The sequence below is a fragment of the Ruegeria sp. CH2 genome (assembly GCF_056537065.1).
In genome coordinates this window covers 102,412-123,953 of sequence record NZ_JBQFQV010000005.1, presented here as the reverse complement: position 1 = coordinate 123,953, position 21,542 = coordinate 102,412, and the positions used below count along the sequence as shown (strand labels likewise).

Genomic DNA, 21,542 nt, shown 5'->3' with positions numbered 1-21,542 from the left:
GGACCCTCTTTGATATGCGAGCGGAATTTACATCGCAGAACCTATATACGGAACCGGCTTTGTTGCGCAAATCGGTTGAGGGATTCACTACATGAATCCAGCATGATAGCTGGATGGTATGAGCAGTTGGGCCCCTACGAAGTACAAGACCACGAATTGGTCGGCTTACAATGAAGCACTGAGGCGGCGCGGTTCGCTGACGGTGTGGTTTGATCCCGACATGGTGTGGAGGCCGCCCCCGACGGGGAGGCGCGGGCGGCAGCCGAGTTTCAGCGATGCCGCGATCCAGACCTGCCTGACCATGAAGGTGCTGTTTGGCATGCCGCTGAGGCAAACGACGGGGTTCGTGCAGAGCCTTCTTCGGCTGGTCGGGTTGGACTGGAACGTACCAGACTTCAGCACCCTGTGCCGCCGCCAACGGAAGCTGAACGTGGCTATCCCATACCGCGGTGGCAATGGCCCGCTGAACCTGCTGATTGATAGCACCGGCATCAAGGCCGAGGGTGAAGGCGAATGGAACGCCCGCAAACACGGTGGTCCGAAGCGGCGCATCTGGCGCAAGATACACATCGGAATTGACGAGGAAACGCTGGAAGTCCGGGCCGTCGAGGTCACGGGCAGCAACATCGGTGATGCACCTATTTTGCCCGATCTCCTGGATCAGATCCCGGCTGACGAGCAGATCGGATCGGTCACTGCCGACGGCGCCTACGACACCCGCAAATGTCACGAAGCGATTGCCGCTCGCGGTGCCGCTGCTGTCATCCCGCCCCGCAAGAACGCGAAGGCGTGGAAACCGACAAGCCCTGGCGCCGTCGCTCGAAACGAAGCCCTGCGCACTTCGAAGTACCTGGGCCGTGCCATCTGGCGACGGTGGAGCGGATACCACCGCCGGAGTCGCGTCGAGGCCAAGATGAACTGCATCAAGCTGCTCGGCCAATCCCTGATGGCCCGAGACTTCGACCGCCAGGTCGCAGAACTGCAAGTGCGTATCGCCGTGCTCAACGGCTACACCGCACTTGGCATCCCCGTTACAGAGCCCGTAGGATAGGTCCGTCCGGGGAAAGGGGAGCCACGCTCAGATCCTGATTTATGCAACAGCGCCCCTCGGATTCGAGGGAAAAATCAATTTTTCTACAATCCAAAAGCAATACTTCTATTTTTCTTAACTTTTTGGTGCCGTGGTCGACTAGTCGCGCCCGAGTGGAAAATTAGGTATCCCTGATGTCAATATTTGGACTACATAAGCTGGAAACCTACGAAACCGTTAAGCTAGTATGTGAGGGCGAGGCGCAAATGGATGCGCCTCGATATCCGGGTGAAATATGTCTGAGATTTGCGTCCAAGACATTCAGATTTAGAAACGTATCCTCTGTTTTCTATTTTGACGAGATTTTTACCTCAAAAGCCACCTTTCCATATATGTACAATGTCGAACAAGATGCGGGTTTGTTCGAGTGTTGTGGGTCTAGTTACCTTAATCGACTTCGAGAGGACGTCGAGTTTTCGGGCGGTATGTTTTCGAACCACAAGCACTTCGTCTATTTCGATCAACATTTTTTTTGGCACATAACGGCCGGCTTATTGGAAGAAGTGACTGATGTTTATTAATCGACGGGTTAAAAATTGGACAGCCAGCTGACGGCGGTCCTCGACCGGCTGGTTCCGGCGAAGTCCAAGCATATCATCTAAGGATGACCTCAACCATATGGTGCAGGTTCGTCAGGGTATCCCACGCATCAGCGGCGGCGGGCAAGTGCCGATCGAAGATAATGACAATGATAGCCAGAACCTGGCTACCGGTTAACTAGCCAAAATCTATACCCAATACGCGGTTAAGTTCAAACGCATCTATCTTGCCGATGCTCTTCAACTCATTGGCCTGATCCTGCATCGTGCGAAACCCCTGCGCACGCGCAGCTTGAGACAGGGCGCTTTTGGTGCCTCCATCGGAAATTGCAGAACTCAAAGCGGAGTCTATTTCGAGCAGTTCTGACACCACCGTACGCCCCTTTGTTCCGGATTTGCCGCATGTTTCGCAGCCTGCACCTTGGCAGGCCACACAAACGGTTCGCACCAACCGTTGAGAAAGAACTCCCCGCAATGTGGCAGACAAAAGATACGGGGGTATCCCAAGGTCGATAAGCCGCGTCACTGCAGACAGCGAGTCATTGGTGTGGATCGTAGACAGCACCAGCCTACCGACTAGGGCGGCGCGCACGGCAATCTCTGCCGTCTCTTGGTCCCTGATTTCACCCACCATTATGACGTCAGGATCCTGACGCAGGATGGCGCGCAGAGCCCGTGCGAATGTCATCTCAACAGCGGGTTCGACCTGCACCTGATTCACGCCGGGGAGGGTGTATTCGATTGGGTCCTCCACCGTGACGATTTTCCGATCCGTGGAGTTAAGACCACTCAATGCGGTGTAGAGGGTCGTGGTTTTGCCGCTGCCCGTAGGCCCTGCCACAAGGAAGACACCGTTAGGCATATTCGTAATGCGCTCAATCTGTTCGATGCGGGTCTGGTCGTAGCCCAAAGCCGTCCAGTTCAGAGACACGTTTGACCGGTCCAGCAACCTCAGCACGATACTTTCGCCAAACTGTGTTGGCAGCGTGGACATCCGAATGTCGATGACACTGCCGCGTACCGAAATCTGGGCCCGCCCATCCTGCGGCCGGCGTTTCTCGGATATATTCAGATCAGCCATGACCTTGAGCCGTGAAATAACCGAGGCTCGCTGACCTTCTGGCACAGTTCTGGCGGTGCGGAGATTACCGTCGATCCTGAACCGGATCGCTGCTGACGTCTCTCCAGCTTCGATATGGATGTCCGATGCGCCCATCCGAACCGCATCTGAAATAATGTCATTTACCAGCTTGATGGTCGGCCCGTCATTGGCCAATGCGTTCAAACGTTCGACGTCAAAATCCGACACATCCTCTTTGAGGTCGTTTGCGGAATCGCTTTGGGCCAGCAACGTCTTGATCGTGGTCGGCGTCGCGATGACCATCTGAACCGGCAGCCTGAGATGAAAGCCCACGCTTTGTATCGTTTCATGGGCGCGAGGATCAGATGTCGCGACCAGAATGGCACTGTCATTTTCAAGCACAGGTAGAACTTCAGCTCTTTTCAGAAAGTCTCTGGGAATAGGTAGGCTCTCGGAAAGTTCGGGGTTAAAGTCGGGCTCTGTGACAAATCTAACGTCCAGGAATTTTGCAAGCTCCTGATAAAGATCGTCTTCATCGACGAGGCCAAATTCAAGCAAGGTTTTTTCAATAGGCGTGTCGGTCTTGCGGCTTGCGTTTTCAGCTCTCTTAACAGCAGTTTGTGTTATCTTTTCATTGCTCTGTAGCCAGTCCAGGAATTCCGAAGTGTTCAAATATGCCACAACCATGCTCCCTGTTCACAAAGTTCTGTCAAAGCTTAAAGTTGTAGAGTAAACAAGTGGAATAATTAGGGCAATTAGCCAATAAAAACGAGCAGACAGATGATCAGGCGGACATTTGTAGATGTCAAAGCCAAGCTGACCGATTGGGCGGGCGGCTTGTTACCGGAATGGATCGGCGCCATATTATGGGGTCAACCCATGGCTGTGCCTGTAAGATTTGGTACATCGCATCTGAATCAATCTGACGTCAACGTTTCAATCGACGCGCTATCGCGAGAAGTAGCCCAAAAAGGGCAGGGTAGCAGTGCTCCCGCTATAGATATTTTTGTCCCCACAGAATTTTTCTTTGAGCGACGGCTGAGTTTCCCGCTCACGGCCCGTAGCAAACTGGAAGAAATGGCTCTTCTCGACTTGAGAAGTCGCACACCATTTGAACTGAGCAATATCCATTGGAGATTGGGGAAGCCCATCATTCAAGACGATACCATTGACGTTTCACAGTGGATTGTTCGACGTGACGATGTTGCAAACTGGAAGCTCAACCTGAGGAAAAATGGTTTTCGAGTCCGAAGATTGTATGTCGACACAGAAAACGCACCATCCGCCATTGCCGACTTTTCAGACGAGCTCCTGCCATGGCGCCAAAACCTCCGGAAATTGAACGCAGCGCTGGTCTCAGTGACAGCACTCGCACTGTTCGCGGCATGGCTTTATCCCGGCTGGTCAGCGCGCAGCGAAGCCCGCACGCTTCAGATTGAGTTGGATACGTTGCGTACGGAAGCGCTTCTGGAGAGACGCAAAGTGGAAGACATTCGAAAGGCAGAAGCTCAAAAAGCAGCGTTTGTCGATGCTGTTCTTTTGAGGCCTCTCCTTTTGGATACTGTCAGGGAATTGACTGTAAGTCTGGAAGACGATGTTTGGGTTTCAACACTGACCTTCAACACTTCGCATGTGGTCATTACCGGAGAGGCCGGAAATTCCGCCGCAGAAACAGTGCTTTCCCTTGGAAAACGATCAGTTTTTGGTAATCCGCGTTTGAGCGGACCTGTTTCACGCACAGCTCGCGGGGCAGAGCGGTTTGAGATCACACTCGATCTTGGCGTGTCGGGGTAATGCAGCGGGAGCGCGTCATATCTGCGCTCGGCGCTCTTGTAATATGCGGTAGTGTTGTCGCTGTGACAGGAATTTTCATAGTGACACCGCTGAATTCCTGGAAGGCAAGCGGGCTTGAGGCACGTTCTCAGGTGCAAGCTGATATCCATCGCACACAGGCTACGATTGCCAACCTAAAGCAGCAGAGCGCTACAATTTCTCAGAATGAAGAAGAGGACTTCCTCTGGCGGGCTGAACAGATTGGCGCGGCAACGGCTCAAATTCAAACCGCTCTCTCGGCATCGGCCTCCAGCAATGGCGTGAGTTTGAGGTCGATTACACCACTGAAAACAAGGCGAGTGGCCTCGGTTGAAGCTGCGGGCTTTCGCCTTGAGTTCGACGCAACTCTGGACCAGGTACTGGGTTTCTTGCAGCAGATCGAATACTCGTCTCCAGCTTTGCTCGTTGAAAAGGCTTCTCTGCGGCAACTTAGCCGTCCAGATAACAACCAGACACAGCCCATTCTGAATGCCCAGCTTGAGCTGATTGCCCCTATTCATCTCGAGGAGGCGAACTTCGAATGAAATCCCTTCTGCTTGCAATTTGCGGGACCTCCATGCTGATCGTCATGGCAGCATTGTCTTGCTTCGTTGCAGGCAGAACGGTGACGTCAGCCATGGAACGATCCGATCTTGCCGCGCAAACAGAACAGAGCCAAGCGGTGGAATCTGCAGACGCAGATAGCACGGCACGATCTCCACGGTCAAAAATCTACTATGCAGCGATCGTTGAGCGCCCGTTATTCGCGCCCAATCGCCGCCCGAACGCACCTCTCAAACCTGATGAGGTGCAGGAAGCCGCCCTCTCAGCGGAGCCTGTCTTATCGTCTGAGCGACCGGAAATCTCTGTGCATGGCGTAATGGTAGACGCAAGCGGCAGTAAAGTGCTGGTCTCAGCAACTGGCGAGAACCCGCAGTGGGCGAAACCCGGCACAAAGATCGGTGGATGGACCGTATCTACTATCGGACCGGACTGGGTCGAACTCAGCCTGGCCTCTGAAACCTTTCGAATTGAGATGTACCAATGATGATCAACTATAGGCACCATTTTCGGACAGTATTTATTGCTTTGAGCCTTTTATTAGTTGCAGCCTGTAGCGATGAAAATTCGGAAGGTGGGTTCAGTTCACGGTTTCTAGCAAACAATGAGTCTTCAATTCGAGGATCTTCGCAAACAGGAGCCGATAGTTTGCGACTTGCTTTGAATGGTCCTGCGCCGGAAAAGCGGTATTTGGGTACAGACGAGTTTCTCGCTGCGTCCCGTGGTCGGCGGGAGATCGTCGAAGTGTCAGATGACGGGGCAATTACCCTCAATCTGGTGGACGTTCCCATTGATCAGGCTGCAAAAGCGGTTCTGGGCGATGCCCTCAACAAGAATTATACAATCAAACCTGGCGTTGAAGGTACGGTTACCTTGCAGACGACTCGCCCGCTTAGCGAGAGAGCTCTGCTTGAAACATTTGAAATCGTACTCGGTTTCAACGGTGCTACCCTCCAAACCTCCGGCGATCTGATCACAATCGTACCTTTAAAAGGGTCCTCCCGGAGAGTCACTCGCCTTGGTCAATCGCAACAAGTAGGAGCCCGTCTCGTTGCCGTTCCACTGGAATATATCGGAACCACGGAGATGATCAGGTTGCTGGAGCCAATTGTTGGTGACTCTGTCGAGCTTATGCCAATTCCGAACCGGAACATAATCCTGATTTCTGGTGCCCGGGATGAAATGGCTGCCGCGATTGATGCCGTAAACCTTTTTGATGTGGACGTTCTGAAGGGCAAATCGGTCGGTCTTTACCGTCTGAAAGCTGCGGAGCCGGAAGCCGTTGTTGAAGAGATGAACCTCATCTTCGAGACAGAAGATGGTGGTAGCCTGCAAAATGTTGTGACGTTTATCCCCAGCAAACGACTGTCTGCGGTTATTGTTGTAAGTACGCGCTCAACTTATCTGGCAAAAGCCGAACAGTGGATACGCGACCTGGACAGAACGGCCGGTGGAGCGCGCAGGCGCCCAGCGGTATACAACTTGCAACATCGCATCGCAAAAGATCTAGCTCCAATCCTGGGTGAAATGTTGCAGGATATTGCAAAAGCCGATGAAGCATCGGGCGAGGGCGCACCGCGTGTGGTCGCAGATGACGCAAAAAACGCAATTATCGTTTGGGGCAATGATACAGAACAAGAAAGTTTCTCGCGTCTCCTGCAGGCATTGGACACCGTGCCGGTTCAGGTTCTCCTAGAAGCTACAATTGTAGAAGTCGCCCTTAGAGACGAATTGAATTTTGGTCTGAGGTGGTATTTCGAACAAGGAAACTGGAGTAATGTTTTTACGGATGCCTCCAGCGGCGCGGTGGCCCCCACATTTCCAGGGTTATCCCTTTTGTTTCAAACCAGTTCAGCCCGCGTGGCAATTAATGCTTTGGCATCGATTACAGATGTCAATATTATCTCTTCGCCTAATTTGTTGGTTCTAGACAATCAGGAGGCGCGCCTTCAGATCGGTGATGAAGTGCCGATTGCTACGCAGCAGTCTCAGGATGTGACCAACCCGGACGCACCGATTATTAATACAATCGCGTATCGGGACGCTGGAATCATCCTGAAGGTCAAACCCAGAGTGGCCCAATCCGGGCAGGTCATACTGGATATCGATCAGGAAGTGAGCAGTGTGCAGAATACGACTACTTCCGGTATTGACAGCCCAACGATTTCGCAGCGCCGCGTAGAAACCAATGTAGTGGTTCATGATGGTCAAACCATCGCTCTTGGCGGCCTGATCGAAGACAGCAGAACGCGAACGGACAGCAAAGTTCCTGGGGCAGGTGATATCCCCGTTCTCGGCGCACTGTTCAGAAACCGCGAAGACAATGTCGGAAAACGGGAACTTCTGATTTTGATAACGCCGAAGGTTGTACGAAATGGGCAGGAGGCAAAATCGATAACAGACGAACTGCGAAACAGAATCTCAGGTGCCAACGGGTTGCTGCAGAATGGTATTCCATCCCAGTCCGTTTGGCACCGGATTACAGAATGACGGAACTAAAACTGCCTTTTAGTAAGGAAACGTCAACGTGCCGCGCTATTCATACACTGCATTCACCGGTTTGGGAAAGTTAGAGAAAGGCGAGCTTCAGGCTGCGGATGAACTTGCGTTATTGAGCGCGCTAACAGGTAAGGGCTTACAACCTGTCTCAATTGAGGAAGGCGCTTTCAATTTGCCTTGGTGGCAAAAGGATATCTCGCTAGGGCCAGAAAGCACTAAAGCGTCGCCCGCAGCGTTGGAGCACTTTTTCCGAACCCTTGCTGGCCTTCTGGATGTTCATCTACCTTTGCGGCAGGCTCTCAGGTTTTGTTCCGAGAATGTCAAAGATAAACAGATGGCTCAATCTGTGTCACGCATTGAACAGGACGTGGCGGACGGTAAGACGATTGCTTATGCGATGCGCGAAGCGGGAGGCTATTTTCCTGAACGCCTGATCACTATGATCGAGATTGGTGAAGCGGCCAACAACCTACGCAGTGTCGTAGCCCGTATCGCGACAGGATTAGAGAGCGAATCGAAACAGCGCCGGGAAATTCGTTCCGCGATGATCTATCCGGTTATCCTCATAATTATGTCGCTGTTTGTAATGGCATTGCTGGTCTTCTATTTGGCCCCAACCCTCGTGCCGGTTTTCGACAATGCAGAGTCCGATCCGCCTTTAATACTTGGTGTTATGACAAACCTGCGCGATCTGCTTGTCGACAAATGGCTTGTGGTTCTCGGTCTGGGTGGCGGAGTGTTTGCTTTTTGGCAGATACTCAAAACGCGCATCAAGACGGTATCCTCTCCGCTTCTGCTGAAAACCCCGGTCATCGGGCGATATCTGCGCGTTTCGGAAACCCTGAATATCCTTGATGCCATAACTATGATGTTGTCCAGCGGGTCCACACTTCCAAGTGCAGTGGCAACAGCCCAACAGGCGACCGATCAGCGCGCCTACCAAGACCTTCTCGCAAGGTCAGAAGAACGTATTATTGCGGGTGACACGCTATCCTCCACCTTCAAGTCAACACCGCTGATAGACCCGATGACTGTGGCTATGGTTGAAGCTGCTGAAGCATCGGACCAGGTGGTTCAGGTTCTGGATCACCTCGTTGATGATCTCCGCTTGCGGAACGCTCAGATACGCGCGCAATCTGTTCGTCTGATCACCCCGGCACTTACGCTGATCATTGGACTTGGTGTTGGCGGCGTCATCATGTCCACCATTTCTGCCATTATGTCCCTGAACGATGTCGCGTTCTGAGGATGCCTTGCAGCTATCAACACACGCCAGAGACACGTCGGGATATTCATTGTTTGAAGTTTTGGTCGCTCTCTCAATCCTGGCAATGGTAGTAGCTGTTTCTGCAGCTGGATTTCGACCTCCGTCGGATGAGGTGAAATTGAACCGACAGATCTCTGACCTTGCCTCGAAAATCAGTGACGCGCGACTAAAGGCAATACGAACGAGCCAAGCGAATGGGATCGAAATCGTGAATTGCGATGATGAGCCAGTGAATTTGAACTTGTTTCCGGACGGGACCGCATCAGGGGGCGAGATTTGCCTGGAAGAGGGAACTCAGCGGGAAACCCTCATCTTGTCTCCTTTGACCGGGTTACTTTCGAGGGCTGCTCGCGATGAATAAACGAGCCGGGTATTCGCTGTTTGAGGTGCTAATCGCCTTTGCCGTTATGACGATGGTGCTGTCCGTGGTTTTGCCGCGGCAGGCGGAGTTTTTGGGACGCTCAACTACAAGCTCTCAAAAGGCCGTTGCAGCAGATATCGCGTATTCCCGATTGAGTGAGTTAGGGGTCGCTCGAGCCCTATCTCCTGGCGAAAGCACAGACGGGATAGGGGATTGGACTCTGTATCAACGTATTGAACCGCTTATCGTCATGGGTTCCGAAACTGATTTGGTCGAAGTTGCAATTGAAGTCACAAGCCGGACTGGTAATGTACTCTTCCAGACCTCAGGAATTCGAGCGCTGAAATGAATGCCCGATCCGGCCTTAGTTTGTTCGAGCTTTTGATTGCTTTGGCATTGCTGGCCTTGATCGCAGTGGGATTGTCCGGAGCACTCAGATTTGCCGTCGCGGTCCATGACCGTTCGCGTATGGATCCACAACAATACGAACAAGTTGCATTGAAAGCTCGATTGCGATCCTGGTTAGCCAACGCAACCCCACCGACCGGCATAGCACCATACCCGGTTGAATTTGTTGGGACGGCCACGCGCCTGGAGTTTACGACGATCCATGCCAAAGGGTTCGCTCCTGACGCAGCTGCTCTTAGAGTCCTCGTCGAAAGTGACGGTGTCGACCTGTTGATGACCATCACTGAGATGGACGATGACGGTGAGACTTTGGCAGCTCATACAGAGATCGTCGCTCAAGGCATCAACCCGGCACTTTCCTATTTTGACGCCCATCCTGACGATAGCGCGTGGGGTGGAACTTGGTCGGATGCGTCAAGGTTGCCAGATCTGGTGCGAATAGAGGCTGCGAAAAACGACAATGCAAACTGGCACACATTCATCGTGAACCTGCTCCTTAAGTAGGTTAATATATAAAGCCGTCGCAAGATTTGGCATTGATACAGAATTTTCGTTTGTGAGCGGCCTTGTTGCACAAATACGATGAGGGATTCAGGTTGTGAATCCAGCATGATAGTTGGGCACCATGAGCAGTTGGTCCCTTACGAAGTACAAGACCAGGAACTGGCCTTCGTACAACATGGCACTGAAGCAGCGTGGATCGCTGTCGATTTGGTTTGATCCCGAGATGGCCTGGCACCCGCCTGCGACGGGCAAACGGGGACGTCAGCCCGAGTTCAGCGACGCTGCTATCCAGGTTTGCCTGACAATGAAGGTTCTATTCGGTCTGCCCCTTCGTCAGACGACCGGTTTCGTTGAGAGCCTGTTGCGGTTGGCTGGTCTCGACTGGAAGGTGCCGGATTTCAGCACCCTGTGTCGGCGGCAGAAAACATTGAACGTCTCCATCCCGTATCGTGGCGGAGCAGGCCCCTTGCACCTCCTGATCGATGCGACCGGGATCAAGGCGGAAGGCGAAGGGGAGTGGAACGCCCGCAAGCACGGCGGGGTCAAGAAACGCCTTTGGCGCAAGCTCCACCTCGGTATAGACGAGGGAACGCTGGAGATCCGAGCCGTCGAAGTCACGTCGAGTAACGTCGGCGATGCACCGATGCTACCCAATCTGCTGGAACAGATCCCACCCGACCAAGAGATCGCCACTGTCACTGCCGATGGTGCTTACGATACGCGCAAGTGTCACGATGTAATTGCGGCCCGAGGGGCCGCCGCCGTCATCCCGCCGCGAAAAAATGCACGACCTTGGAAACCCGACACTGCGGGAGCAGTCACGCGAAACGAAGCACTACGGGCCTGCAAATATTTTGGGTGTGCGCTGTGGCGGCGGTTGACTGGATATCACCGCCGAAGTCGCGCAGAAACCAAGATGAACTGCGTCAAACTGCTTGGCCAAGGCCTCATGGCCAGAGACTTCGATCGGCAAGTCGCTGAACTCCAGGTCCGGATTGCGGTGCTCAACCGCTACACCGCTCTTGGTATACCTGTCACTGAGCCCGTAGGATAATTCCGTCCGGGGAAAGGGGAAGTGTGATCACGCCCTGATTTGTGCAACAAGGCCTTAAGCCAGGCTTTTGTGTAGTCGTTTTTTCGTATTTTGCGCGCTTAGTAGCGAGCTCTAAGGCGCACAGCTGATGTACCTGTCAAAATAATTCATCAGTTTCATAATGTTAAAGGTATTAATTCAAACTTTTGATGGGCGGATCATCATTATGAATTTTCATTGTAGCTTGCGCTGGATGTTAATCAACCTACCCGTGTTGGGTGCAATATTGCACCAGACGTTCGAGGAGAGGTTGGAAATGGGGCATCAAACTCCAATACGTATTATCACTCCTGAGTCCATCAACCATCCTTGCACCGATGATGCGGACTTCTTCCGTGGCCGACGCACCCTTCTCAAAAACACCCTCGAAGAATGCCGATCTGTAGCAATCTCCTCGCGAGAAGCAATGGAACACTTTTGGCGCAAGCGTAGTTTCCCAGTTTTGGCAATTCTAGCTCCCGCCCTGATTGATTCTGAAGGACAGGTTGAATTTCCCGGCGATCCAGTTTGCCTATATTCTGGTCTTTCTACAGCGATTTCACAGGTAGTTACAGCCTTTGAAGAACAATTATCAGATAATGACCCCTATAACGATTATTGCCCTCAATGGGGCATACTACCGGATGCAGCGTACCGGGAGGCGCTGACAGAAAGCACACAGCGCCAGCGAACGGATTCCAAAGATTTTCTTAACACCGACCAGACAGTTTTTGACCCCCGAGTCTGGAATAAGAAAACTGCGCAAGAGTTGGAAGATCTTTTAGTCTTTATGCAGCCGCGAATTGTGTTTATCAGCTCAGTCTCGTGTGCGCATAGATATGCAGTCGATATCGCGCGCGTCGTTAAAGAAACCCACCCCGAAGCTATTGTTGTTATGGGTGGTCGCCATGCAGATGAAACTACGACATTCGATCGGCGAGAAAATCTTGTCACGCATGCTTACAGCAGCACAACTCAGGCTACTCTGGATGGCAGGATCGCACCAAACATAGATTTGGTATTATCCGGTAATAGCCCGTTTGGCGTTGACTACCTCATTAAAGCACTTTCGCTTGCCTACGATCCGGTAACTGCTCGCATTGAGCGGGAAGAAATCGACAAATGCCTCGAGCTTATGGGGCGACGCTATGCCGGTGTCCGCGGTCAAGCCATTATAACTTCCCTGATTCACCCAATGCCTCGTGTCACAGTGTTTTGGGGTTCGAAATTTACGCTAGAAGAAACGCCACTTGTCTATGAGGCCTTTGGTGTAAGGGCGCACTTTCCGATTTTCAGGGGTGAAGGCAGCAAAGTCATGAAGACAGCCCACATGTTGACGGTCGATGCTTGCCCTTATCGGTGTAACTTCTGCTCTGAAGGCATTGCCGTTGTTGGTCGGATGCAGAAGTTATCTGCTGATCCCGCGCAAGTTGCGTTTGAACGGACGAAGCGTGTGATTGCGCTTGGAGCCGAAGCACTGTTTTTTGATGACAGTGTGGCTTTCGGTGGCAAAGTAGGAGATCTACGCAAGTATTGTGAACAGCTTATTGCTGCGCGGCAAAGCATTCAGGAAAAAAGTAGTTCCGAAAATTTAAGCGAGCATGATGATAGAATGCTGCGCCTTCAATGGGGCGCACAGTTAACTGCAGAATTTTTGTCATCTTTCAGGGATGCCAATGCCGCGTTGGCATTGGCTAGACTGATGGCGCAAGCTGGGTGTCGTTACATCTATTTCGGGATTGAGACGCTGTCTGAAGAAGTGATCACCGAAATCCATAAAAATCGCCGCAAATCTGACGGTCCTACTTGGCGCCAAAAGATCGAACTTTCACTGAAAGCTGTAAAAGCCGCAAATATCCAAGTGGGCACCGCTGTCCTGTTCGGGATGAACGGCGAAAACCGCGCAAGCATCGACAATACCATTGACGGCGTTGCTGATCTTATTCGTGCAGGGCTGATTGATTTGGCCAGCCCGAATATCATGACCTACCATCCAGGCACAGAAATTACCCGTTTGCACCAAATGGAAAACAAACTGGACTACCATTCGCTGAAGCATGACGTGCGCCCGCCTTACAGTTTCTTCGAGCAAGCCTTTCCCGGTGTTGTGTCAAATCAGATTACTGAAGGCGATATTTGGTACATTCATCAACGCGCGACAGATGCTTGGGGTACTAGGCGCAACGACAACTCATCCATACAACCCTCAATTGAGCCGGGAGGCTAAGATGACTTTCTACAAGCCGGGAGAAATGGCAAAAATTCAAAGTAACGGCTCATATGGTGAATGGGCTGGTTTGCATCTGCTTATCGATTTTTGGGATGCTGAGAATACTGACAATTTAGAATTATGCCGCCAGGGAATCGAAGACGCGGCAAGAGCTTGCGGAAGCACACTGATCGATACTCAAATCCGAAAGTACGGAGAAGAAGGCGGCATCTCGGGTATAGGGCTATTGGCTGAATCCCATATCAGCATACACACCTGGAGCGAATATCGTCGCGCATCTTGCGATGTCTTCGTCTGTGGTAATAACGATCCATACGAATGCGTGCCTGTTTTGCAGCAACTATTCAAGACGTCGCAGATCAAGTTGACCGAGATCAAGCGGATGCTGGCCTTTACCTCGTGAAGCGAAAAAGGAAGCAAAAAATGTCCGAAAAATCTGTGACTTTCGTAAAAGAACGCTATGCAGGTGAACAACGTGTGATGTTGGCACCACAAAGTGTCGCGACCTACACCGACAACGGTTTCAAGGTGTTCGTTGAAACCGGAGCAGGCATAGGATCCGGGTTTGAAGACAAAGATTATGCACTAACAGGTGCCATAGTCGTTTCCCGCACGGACGCGTGGGCGAAACCATACGTGATCAAATACAAGGGGCCAGAGCCTGAAGATTTCCCGTACTTTCATCAGAACCTGACGCTTGCTTGTACATTTCATGCCGAAGGACAGATCGATATGGTTCGGGCGCTAAAAGAGAGCGGTGTCACCGCGTATTCCTTCGAGTATTTTGAAACGCCAGATGGTATTCGTCCGATTTCGATTTCGGACATGGAACTAACCGGAAAGTTGGCATTTCTATACGGCGCCTACCACTTGCAAAGTCACTTTGGCGGATCGGGTGTATATTTAGGACACATACCTGGTGCGCCCCGACCTAAAGTGACTGTAATCGGTTATGGGCATTGTGGAAGCGCAGTCGTTCGCGCGGCTGAAGCCGCTGGTTGTGAGGTCACAGTGTTAGGGACCAACATTGCACGCTTGCGCCGGTTTGCCTCGCAAGTATCGCCGCTAGTGACGTGCCTGTTGAACACCCCAGAGAACCTCAAACATGCCATTCACGACGCTGATCTGGTCGTTGGAGCAGTTTTGATCGCCAATGACGAGACACCGATAATGATTAACAATGAAGATCTTGGATGCATGAAAAAAGGGGCGATGATCATCGACATCACGGGTGGGCCGGACGAATGCTGCGGATGGTTGCCAACATTCTCGCGTCACTCCAACTATGACAATCCCGTCTATTCTGTGAATGGTATATTGCATTGCAAGTTTGACCGCATGCCTTCCCGAGTTCCAGTGACGGCAACAATCGCTAAAAGTAATAACATCGTGCCTTACGTCATAAACTTGGGTAATGCGATATTTGAGGGACGTCCTGATCCCCTATCTGAAACCGGGTGTCTGGTTGCTGATGGCAAACTCATGAACCCGCATGTCATTGCGAGTTTGCCAAAGTCAAACTCCTGTCCCTCCCAAAGAACTGGGCGCCTCAATGCGCAATGACGGGCCCGGTAATCTTGGCATTTACGAACCGATTTTTGGGAATGCCAAGACATACCGATCAATTGGCTATGCCGAGCGGGCTCGCTTCTACAAATGGGAACATACGATTAGCTATGATCAGGAATTCTACACACAATTTTTGCCAACACCTGAGACAGTTCTAGAAGTGCCATGCGGTACTGGTAAAAATCTAATCTGGTGGGCCAAAAGAGGGTGTTTTGCCACTGGTGTCGATATCGAACCACAAATGCTACATCAAGCCCGTGCTCAAATTGGCCTGAACAAACTTGCGGATAGGGCGCAGGTCATTGCGGGTGATATGCGCAGTTTTGTAATTTCCAAAAGATTTGATCTTATCGCTGTTCCCGCTGATGCGTTTCAGTTTTTGATGAACGAGGCAGACATCCTCGCGTGCTTGCAGACCCTTAGAAAGAGGTTGAAACACAGTGGGCGTTTGGTTTTGGACATTGGCATGTTCGATCAAAACAAAGAAAATGGCGGTGATTGTTTTGCTTATTTCAACCCATGCCAACCCAATTTGAGTATAGTTTTCGATTGGCAACGGCCCGTCGATAACGACGGGCGATTGCTGCGGTTTCACGCTCAGGATATCCAGGAAAGTCAAGTTGTTTTTCATTTTTATTATCAACTGCATAAAAATGGACTGCAGGATCGAATGCAAACCACAATCACGTTGCGTCGTTATGAAACCACGGATGAACTGGTAGCGTTGGCAGCGCATGCAGGGTTAAACCTACGTGCGTGTTATGGCGACTATCACGGTGCTTCGATGACGCTGTGTTCGCCAAGGAACATCTTGGTTTTTGGTCGAAACAATGTCGACAATTGAGGCACGTTATATAACCGTCTTGCTCGTAACGTTTGCCTACACAGTCAGCGTCATAGCAACATTTGGTATCGCCCGAAATCTGTTGATAATAGTGTGGCCATCAATGATTGAGGCATTAGGCATCTCATATGTTGAAGCGGGCTCCATCAATGCAGCTCATCATCTTTTTTACTTATCAGCTAGCATTGCTGGAGGAGCTCTGATTACGCAAGCAAGATTGATGCCAACAATCTTGTTCACAATTCTTGCAATTGCACTGCTGACCTCTTGTATCACATTTACGCTGTCATTTTTTTCCTTGCTGATAGTTTATAGCGGCCTTGGCGCATTGATCGCTTTGAACTGGTTGGCGCTTGTGCGTACAGCCGCTCGATGTCTCAGCGAGCATGAATGCGCCTTTGTACTATCGGTTTCCTCCAGCGGCACTGCCGCCGGGTTTTTGTTAGGAGGTGGAGTATCAAGCTGGCTTCTTGCAACTTTTGGCGTAACCAAAATGTGGATTGTAGCGGGTGCGGCCATAGCTGTGATGGGCATGTGTGTGTTTGTAACCTTGAATTTGCTGACGGCACCCCGGCGACATACTGTCACGAAAGAGGTAAAATATATCAATTCCGAAGGTCGAAATGAAAACGCAAATACGTTGATTCTATATATAATTTCATTCTTGTTGGGATTTTGCATCATTGGGGCGCAGGTTTACCTGAGCAGCAGTATTCTAGTCGATAGAGCGATCGACCATCATGCTGCGAGTATTATTTGGGTTCTCTTTGGTGCAGGCGGATTGTTAAGTGGGTTCTTTTTGAGTGCTGTTGCGAAAAAGGTAAATGTTAAAACCGCGATGGCCATTGCCCTAGCAAGTTCGAGCATCGCGCTACCAATCTTAGCATTTGGGTCAGATGCAGTGCCGTTGATATTGAGTGCGTTCGTTTTCGGTTTATGTAGTTTCGGTATTTTTGGATTGTTGCCTGTCGTTTTAGGGAAATTGGTTCCACCAGATCGCCATATTGTTCACTATGGGCGTGCAAACTTTTTCGTTGGACTCGGGTCACTTTCAACAAGTGCCCTAGGCGGCGCATTACGGGACCACTTCGGTTCCTTCGCACCTTATTGGGTACTCCTGATTTTTGGATTGGGTGTTGCAGTTTATCTGATGCAGCGTTTGAACCAGGTCATTCAACAAATCCCAATCTGACGCCTTTGCAGGAGGAAGACCTAAGAGGGTCGTCGGCCGACCCATTCTGCGACTTGTGGGCACTCAGAGGCGAGGCTTAGCGTCACATGCGACGAACTCGACTCTTTTGAGGAGTCCGTGGGATAAAATACCCCAAGCGCATATCAAGAGCACTAACAAACAGAATTGGTGAATCAAAAGTTTTGATGAATACATCAAGTGAATGAATTTTTTCCAAAAAGTTGAGTTTGCTAGCGTTGATCCATCGCTGCCAGTTTGATGGATAGGAGAGCCGTCAAAACCGACAACGTCGCATATTAATCTGATCGTTCCCGAAGTGTTGCTGGCTACTGTCTAAAAGATACTTACGTCGAGGTTGAACGGTACCGGGTACGCGAACACTACGGTTGCATTAAGGAGGTGCTGCATGTGCAGAGCCGCCACGTATCACATCGGGATCGTTGGTGCAGGCCCGCGCGGTGTGGTCCTATTGGGCCAAGTTGTTTCGGTATTTCGAAGGGTTTCGAAACTTCGGCACATCAAAATCCATCTGATCGATCCTAATGCGCCTGGAATTGGATGCCATCCGGAAACCACGCCGGACTATCTTGTCACAAACACCCTCGCAGGTGATTGCACGGCCTTTGGTCCTGATACTGGTTTTGATGAATCCCAAGGACTCTCATTTTCGGAGTGGGCGAAGATGCAGGGCTATCGCTGGGTAGCAGGAAGAGTATCGGATGTAGGAGCAGAGACAGGCGTAGAGATTTCTCTCAGCGACCATATTCCACGCCGACTTCTTGGTTTGTACTTTAACTGGTGTTGGAAGGCGATTTTACGCGAATGTCCTGTCGGCCTTGAGGTGATACATCATCGCAGTACAGCAACAGCGTTGTCACAACTGCCGCGGGGATATCGGATCACGCTGAGTGATCAGAATGAACTTGATGTAAATGCACTGGTTTTGTCTACTGGACATTCGATTATAGAGCACAGTGATCGTGAGAGACGATTGTCAGCATTTGCTCGTGATCATTCATGGGCTGCGAACCCGCCTCGCTTCATCAGCGGGGTATACCCGGTAAGCCAACTTGACATTGTCCGACCGCAAGAAAAGGTTATCGTAGAAGGGCTTGGCCTAACAGCGATAGACGCAGTCATTGCGATGACAGTAGGTCGCGGTGGTGTATTTGAGAGTGACAACTCTTGCTATAATCCATCCGGCCGAGAACCGCGTATTTTGCTTTATTCGCGCAGTGGTGCGCCACCACTTGCTCGCAACACGGCAAAAGAAAGATGTATGTCGCCCTACAAACCGAAGATATTCACTGTGAACGCAGTGCGAACATTAAGGCGGGATGGACACAGCAGGCTCGATTTCCTGACTCATGTACTTCCTTTATTGAAAATGGAGATGATGCTGGCAATTTCCACATTTGAATCAGATATCGAACCATCCCGAGCTCAAGAGACTGTTGACGCGTTTTTTGCGCCTTTCGCTGGCCGCATCTTTTGCACTTTAGAAGATTACCGATCGCAGATGAGGGAGTTTCTGCTAGCGGATCAGGAAGCAGCGGCGACGTTCTCGCCTGAGCGTTACGCATTAACTGCAGTCCGGTCTTGCTATCCAGCAATTTGTGAGGCGGTGGAGCATCGCGGGCTTAGTACCGAGAGCCATTCTTGGTATAGGCAAAATTTCCTCCCTTTTTTGACGAGAGCCGTTTTTAGCATGCCCCTTTTTCGGGCGCGCCAATTATCCTCATTGATTGCATCCGGCATTGTACAGTTTGGGGGTGGACCAGGTGCGATCTTGATGTGCAACCATCAACGAACCTCATTCGATATTGTGACTCGATTTCACGACAAAGTTGACGTTTGTTCTGCGAAGACTCTTGTCGTTGGACGGTTGCCAAAATTCACGCCCGAAAACGATCACTCGCCATTGACCAAAAGCCTTCTTGCAACCGGCCTTGCCAGGGCAGCAAAGACAGGGGGTTTAGAACTGGGCGGATTTGATGTTTCACGGGATGATCAATTGATAGGCGCTAATGGTCAAACTTCGGAAAACCTATGGATTGTTGGGTACCAATCCGAGGGTTTGAACCTATTCAAACACGCACTGCCTCGTACTGATCGTCCAAGTCATCACGTGTTTGACCGTGCAGCGCGTATCGCGCGGATGCTGTTGTCTGACCTAGATTCAGCCTGACGCTATTCCCATTAGTTTGAAGTGTGACAGGCTTAAACCAATTCACGCAATGTAACTCGGGTTTTGAAAAGGCAACCGGGCAATTCCTTCATCAAAGATGGCAACCTCTAGCCGATCGGGTGCTGAGAACGTGGTGGAAGCCACCAGTCTATCTCAATTGAGAAGTGGCTAACGTATTAATTTAGTTGTGAAATTGAGTGACTCTTGAACATCTTAGCGCCTTGATAAAGGACGTTGATGTTCGCATCAAACTAATGAATTTTCATCAAGTCCTTCTGGCTCATAGTCTCGATTTTGTAGATGCGTGATTGGATTTGGAGTTGGCGAGACATGGTACGGTTTGACGAAAAATCAGGCTGCAATGTAATCCCGATTAAGAGCGTTAAACATGACGCAAATTTGGCGTTGATCCGCTCCCAAATGAATAATCCACTTTTGGCCGGGAACCAGAAACCCGTGTTGTTCTTCCACGGAGCAACTGTACCTACAATGATGACATCCGCTTATAAAATTGATGGGCTGTCATGGTTTGACGCGTTAGCTGCATCCGGTCGATTGGTATGGGGGCTTGACCTCCTTGGTTATGGTGAGTCCGACCAATATCCAACAGTAGATCTGGATGGGGATCATAGTGATCCAGAAAACTATGGTGTTGCTGGATCTCTGATCGACGAAATCGACAATGCAGTAGAGTTTATTCTCTCAGAGTCGCGTGAGACCAAATTGCATGTCATTGCAATTTCAAGGGGTGCCATTCCTGCAGGATATTATTGTGCGGCATTTCCCGAGAAGATTCAGTCGTTAACGTTCCATGGACCAATTACCCGCCAAGGTGGTAACGCTACGGATCTCGTAGAAAAGTTCTTTGGAACAACATCCATTCCCAGAGTATCGCATTTTGCGCTCAGCTCAAAAAACCGCTTTGAGTTGTTGCGGGATGACAAACCTGAAGGGACAATTTCACCTCTGGAACCAGGGTTCACCGCGAACTGGGTGCGAGACTACTGCTCAAGAGTGCATGGGGATCCTAATGCCGTCGATCAACCCGTGTTAGCTCCGATGGGTTTTGCCGTAGATATTTTTAATGCTTGGAATGACATCTACTTTGATGAAACCAAGTTAACAATGCCTACGTTCATCCTGCGCGGAGAATGGGATCACGTGTTGACTTCAGCTCCAAGCTGCCAGGCATTGTTCGACCGGATTCCGTCGATCGAAAAAAAATATCTTCAACTAGCCCAGTCGACACATTCGATGATGTTCGAGAGATGCCGAACGATCGTGCACAGTGAGACGGCAAATTTCCTGAAACACTACGACTAAGCTCTAAGCAACAAGTGAAAGAGAGAGGAAGTTCAATGCAAAAGAGAGCCCGAATTATTAAATTGGATGGAAAACCCGATCAGGAGTTTTATCGGGAGCGTACAAAACGCAACGAGCTCTTTCTAGGTATCGATAGGGCCCAAATGGAAATCTCGCAGAAAAAACTGCAAGATTCGGTGGTAGGTGTCGCAGGTGCTGGTGGATTGGGCGGTGGTCTTGCAATGATGCTCGCTCGTTTAGGCGTAGGGCACATCAAAATTTGCGACCCTGATAGCTTTGAAGTTTCGAATATCAACCGTCAACTGGGGGCAGCCCCAGACACTATCGGAAAAAACAAGGCGGTAGTTGTCGGCGAACTGATTCATGAGACGATGCCAGATGTCACGGTCGAAATTTTTCCAGAGGGAATGAGGAAGCACGTCGCAGAAGAGTTTGTTGACGGGTGCGACTTGATCGTGGATTGCGTCGACTTTTATTGCATCGATGAGCGATACGATATGCATAAAGCTTTCCGTGAAAGCGAACGCTGCAAGGGCTGTGTTGCGGGCACAGTCGTCGGATGGGGAGCCAATGTCTACCACTTCACTAAAGACGGCCTGACCCTCGAAGATTTTTACGACATCCCGCCTGACGCGACACAAACAGAAGGTGTTGTGGACAAATTGGTCAAGCTTCAGGCATCGTTTCTGCCACGCTTTCCCAGCAAAGATGCGATTTATGACTGGATGAATGAGGCAGGAAATGTGCCGATTTTGTCTCTGGCTCCACCGTTGGGTCAATACATGATCGTGGCGCGATCTGCACTCATACTTATGGACCTGGACAAAGCTCCGTACTGCACAGAACTTCCCCCGATGCCCTCGTATCTATGGATGGATGCGTCCACGCTTGAGTGCGGCGTCTACGAGTTCGATGGCAAGTTTGTCAACGAAACCGAATATCAAGAGCATTTCGAGGGTTTCGTGCCTGAGCACTTGAAACGTACCGAACTCGCCTGAGCTT

The 21,542-nt window shown here is 50.7% G+C and carries 19 protein-coding genes; 18 read left to right on the top strand and 1 reads right to left on the bottom strand.

What is annotated here, in order from left to right:
• Positions 1-118 precede the first annotated feature (118 nt).
• Positions 119-1,051 (top strand): IS5 family transposase, encoded by a 933-nt coding sequence (locus ACR0M9_RS09740; RefSeq protein ID WP_480547734.1) that lies wholly within the window; start codon positions 119-121, stop codon positions 1,049-1,051.
• A gap of 756 nt (positions 1,052-1,807) precedes the next feature.
• Here ACR0M9_RS09740 and ACR0M9_RS09735 read toward each other — a convergent pair.
• Positions 1,808-3,397 carry a GspE/PulE family protein gene (locus ACR0M9_RS09735; protein ID WP_480773450.1) on the bottom strand — a complete coding sequence of 530 codons (1,590 nt, stop codon included), beginning with the start codon at positions 3,395-3,397 and terminating at the stop codon, positions 1,808-1,810.
• Positions 3,398-3,490: 93 nt separating this feature from the next.
• Here ACR0M9_RS09735 and ACR0M9_RS09730 point away from each other — a divergent pair, with 93 nt between their 5' ends.
• The 17 genes from ACR0M9_RS09730 to ACR0M9_RS09650 all read left to right on the top strand — a co-directional run bounded on the left by ACR0M9_RS09730 (position 3,491) and on the right by ACR0M9_RS09650 (position 21,538).
• Positions 3,491-4,504: a PilN domain-containing protein gene (locus tag ACR0M9_RS09730; RefSeq protein WP_480773449.1), complete on the top strand. Its 1,014-nt coding sequence runs from the start codon at positions 3,491-3,493 to the stop codon at positions 4,502-4,504.
• Entirely contained in the window at positions 4,504-5,067 is a 564-nt protein-coding gene (gene gspM, locus ACR0M9_RS09725; protein WP_480546714.1) for a type II secretion system protein GspM, read from the top strand. The genes ACR0M9_RS09730 and gspM overlap by 1 nt, the downstream gene beginning before the upstream one ends.
• Entirely contained in the window at positions 5,064-5,570 is a 507-nt protein-coding gene (locus tag ACR0M9_RS09720) for a hypothetical protein (RefSeq protein WP_480773448.1), read from the top strand. Before gspM ends, ACR0M9_RS09720 begins: the two co-directional genes overlap by 4 nt.
• Complete coding sequence (gene gspD / locus ACR0M9_RS09715; protein ID WP_480508645.1) at positions 5,567-7,573, top strand: type II secretion system secretin GspD; 2,007 nt, start codon at positions 5,567-5,569, stop codon at positions 7,571-7,573. The genes ACR0M9_RS09720 and gspD overlap by 4 nt, the downstream gene beginning before the upstream one ends.
• Positions 7,574-7,610: 37 nt before the next feature.
• Positions 7,611-8,828: a type II secretion system F family protein gene (locus tag ACR0M9_RS09710; protein WP_480773447.1), complete on the top strand. Its 1,218-nt coding sequence runs from the start codon at positions 7,611-7,613 to the stop codon at positions 8,826-8,828.
• Complete coding sequence (locus ACR0M9_RS09705) at positions 8,815-9,210, top strand: pilus assembly FimT family protein (protein ID WP_480773446.1); 396 nt, start codon at positions 8,815-8,817, stop codon at positions 9,208-9,210. Before ACR0M9_RS09710 ends, ACR0M9_RS09705 begins: the two co-directional genes overlap by 14 nt.
• Complete coding sequence (locus tag ACR0M9_RS09700; RefSeq protein WP_480773445.1) at positions 9,203-9,559, top strand: prepilin-type N-terminal cleavage/methylation domain-containing protein; 357 nt, start codon at positions 9,203-9,205, stop codon at positions 9,557-9,559. The genes ACR0M9_RS09705 and ACR0M9_RS09700 overlap by 8 nt, the downstream gene beginning before the upstream one ends.
• Positions 9,556-10,122 carry a prepilin-type N-terminal cleavage/methylation domain-containing protein gene (locus ACR0M9_RS09695; RefSeq protein WP_480508637.1) on the top strand — a complete coding sequence of 189 codons (567 nt, stop codon included), beginning with the start codon at positions 9,556-9,558 and terminating at the stop codon, positions 10,120-10,122. Before ACR0M9_RS09700 ends, ACR0M9_RS09695 begins: the two co-directional genes overlap by 4 nt.
• Before the next feature lie 121 nt (positions 10,123-10,243).
• The gene (locus tag ACR0M9_RS09690; RefSeq protein ID WP_480773444.1) at positions 10,244-11,176 is read left to right on the top strand and encodes an IS5 family transposase; all 933 of its coding nucleotides are present in this window, start codon (positions 10,244-10,246) and stop codon (positions 11,174-11,176) included.
• Between the two features lie 160 nt (positions 11,177-11,336).
• A complete protein-coding gene (locus ACR0M9_RS09685; protein ID WP_480773443.1) occupies positions 11,337-13,421 on the top strand; it encodes a radical SAM protein in 2,085 nt (694 codons plus the stop codon).
• Between the two features lies 1 nt (position 13,422).
• Positions 13,423-13,827, top strand: coding sequence for an adenosylmethionine decarboxylase (gene speD, locus ACR0M9_RS09680; protein WP_480773442.1), 405 nt, complete (start codon positions 13,423-13,425; stop codon positions 13,825-13,827).
• Between the two features lie 20 nt (positions 13,828-13,847).
• Positions 13,848-14,987: an NAD(P)-dependent oxidoreductase gene (locus ACR0M9_RS09675; RefSeq protein WP_480773441.1), complete on the top strand. Its 1,140-nt coding sequence runs from the start codon at positions 13,848-13,850 to the stop codon at positions 14,985-14,987.
• Entirely contained in the window at positions 14,977-15,837 is an 861-nt protein-coding gene (locus ACR0M9_RS09670; RefSeq protein ID WP_480773440.1) for an SAM-dependent methyltransferase, read from the top strand. The genes ACR0M9_RS09675 and ACR0M9_RS09670 overlap by 11 nt, the downstream gene beginning before the upstream one ends.
• A complete protein-coding gene (locus ACR0M9_RS09665; RefSeq protein WP_480773439.1) occupies positions 15,824-17,029 on the top strand; it encodes an MFS transporter in 1,206 nt (401 codons plus the stop codon). Before ACR0M9_RS09670 ends, ACR0M9_RS09665 begins: the two co-directional genes overlap by 14 nt.
• Before the next feature lie 406 nt (positions 17,030-17,435).
• The gene (locus ACR0M9_RS09660; RefSeq protein WP_480773438.1) at positions 17,436-19,217 is read left to right on the top strand and encodes an FAD/NAD(P)-binding protein; all 1,782 of its coding nucleotides are present in this window, start codon (positions 17,436-17,438) and stop codon (positions 19,215-19,217) included.
• A 330-nt stretch (positions 19,218-19,547) separates the two neighbouring features.
• Positions 19,548-20,540 (top strand): alpha/beta hydrolase, encoded by a 993-nt coding sequence (locus ACR0M9_RS09655; RefSeq protein WP_480773437.1) that lies wholly within the window; start codon positions 19,548-19,550, stop codon positions 20,538-20,540.
• Between the two features lie 35 nt (positions 20,541-20,575).
• On the top strand, positions 20,576-21,538 hold the full coding sequence (locus ACR0M9_RS09650; RefSeq protein WP_480773436.1) for a ThiF family adenylyltransferase: 963 nt from the start codon (positions 20,576-20,578) through the stop codon (positions 21,536-21,538).
• The last annotated feature ends 4 nt before the right edge of the window (positions 21,539-21,542 follow it).

What these genes read in the sequence shown, in the direction of transcription:
- ACR0M9_RS09740 (WP_480547734.1), top strand. Translation starts at nt 119, where the DNA reads ATGAGCAGTTGGGCCCCTACGAAGTACAAGACCACGAATTGGTCGGCT.
- ACR0M9_RS09735 (WP_480773450.1), bottom strand. Translation starts at nt 3,397, where the DNA reads ATGGTTGTGGCATATTTGAACACTTCGGAATTCCTGGACTGGCTACAG.
- ACR0M9_RS09730 (WP_480773449.1), top strand. Translation starts at nt 3,491, where the DNA reads ATGATCAGGCGGACATTTGTAGATGTCAAAGCCAAGCTGACCGATTGG.
- gspM (WP_480546714.1), top strand. Translation starts at nt 4,504, where the DNA reads ATGCAGCGGGAGCGCGTCATATCTGCGCTCGGCGCTCTTGTAATATGC.
- ACR0M9_RS09720 (WP_480773448.1), top strand. Translation starts at nt 5,064, where the DNA reads ATGAAATCCCTTCTGCTTGCAATTTGCGGGACCTCCATGCTGATCGTC.
- gspD (WP_480508645.1), top strand. Translation starts at nt 5,567, where the DNA reads ATGATGATCAACTATAGGCACCATTTTCGGACAGTATTTATTGCTTTG.
- ACR0M9_RS09705 (WP_480773446.1), top strand. Translation starts at nt 8,815, where the DNA reads ATGTCGCGTTCTGAGGATGCCTTGCAGCTATCAACACACGCCAGAGAC.
- ACR0M9_RS09700 (WP_480773445.1), top strand. Translation starts at nt 9,203, where the DNA reads ATGAATAAACGAGCCGGGTATTCGCTGTTTGAGGTGCTAATCGCCTTT.
- ACR0M9_RS09695 (WP_480508637.1), top strand. Translation starts at nt 9,556, where the DNA reads ATGAATGCCCGATCCGGCCTTAGTTTGTTCGAGCTTTTGATTGCTTTG.
- ACR0M9_RS09690 (WP_480773444.1), top strand. Translation starts at nt 10,244, where the DNA reads ATGAGCAGTTGGTCCCTTACGAAGTACAAGACCAGGAACTGGCCTTCG.
- ACR0M9_RS09685 (WP_480773443.1), top strand. Translation starts at nt 11,337, where the DNA reads ATGTTAAAGGTATTAATTCAAACTTTTGATGGGCGGATCATCATTATG.
- speD (WP_480773442.1), top strand. Translation starts at nt 13,423, where the DNA reads ATGACTTTCTACAAGCCGGGAGAAATGGCAAAAATTCAAAGTAACGGC.
- ACR0M9_RS09675 (WP_480773441.1), top strand. Translation starts at nt 13,848, where the DNA reads ATGTCCGAAAAATCTGTGACTTTCGTAAAAGAACGCTATGCAGGTGAA.
- ACR0M9_RS09670 (WP_480773440.1), top strand. Translation starts at nt 14,977, where the DNA reads ATGCGCAATGACGGGCCCGGTAATCTTGGCATTTACGAACCGATTTTT.
- ACR0M9_RS09665 (WP_480773439.1), top strand. Translation starts at nt 15,824, where the DNA reads ATGTCGACAATTGAGGCACGTTATATAACCGTCTTGCTCGTAACGTTT.
- ACR0M9_RS09660 (WP_480773438.1), top strand. Translation starts at nt 17,436, where the DNA reads ATGTGCAGAGCCGCCACGTATCACATCGGGATCGTTGGTGCAGGCCCG.
- ACR0M9_RS09655 (WP_480773437.1), top strand. Translation starts at nt 19,548, where the DNA reads ATGGTACGGTTTGACGAAAAATCAGGCTGCAATGTAATCCCGATTAAG.
- ACR0M9_RS09650 (WP_480773436.1), top strand. Translation starts at nt 20,576, where the DNA reads ATGCAAAAGAGAGCCCGAATTATTAAATTGGATGGAAAACCCGATCAG.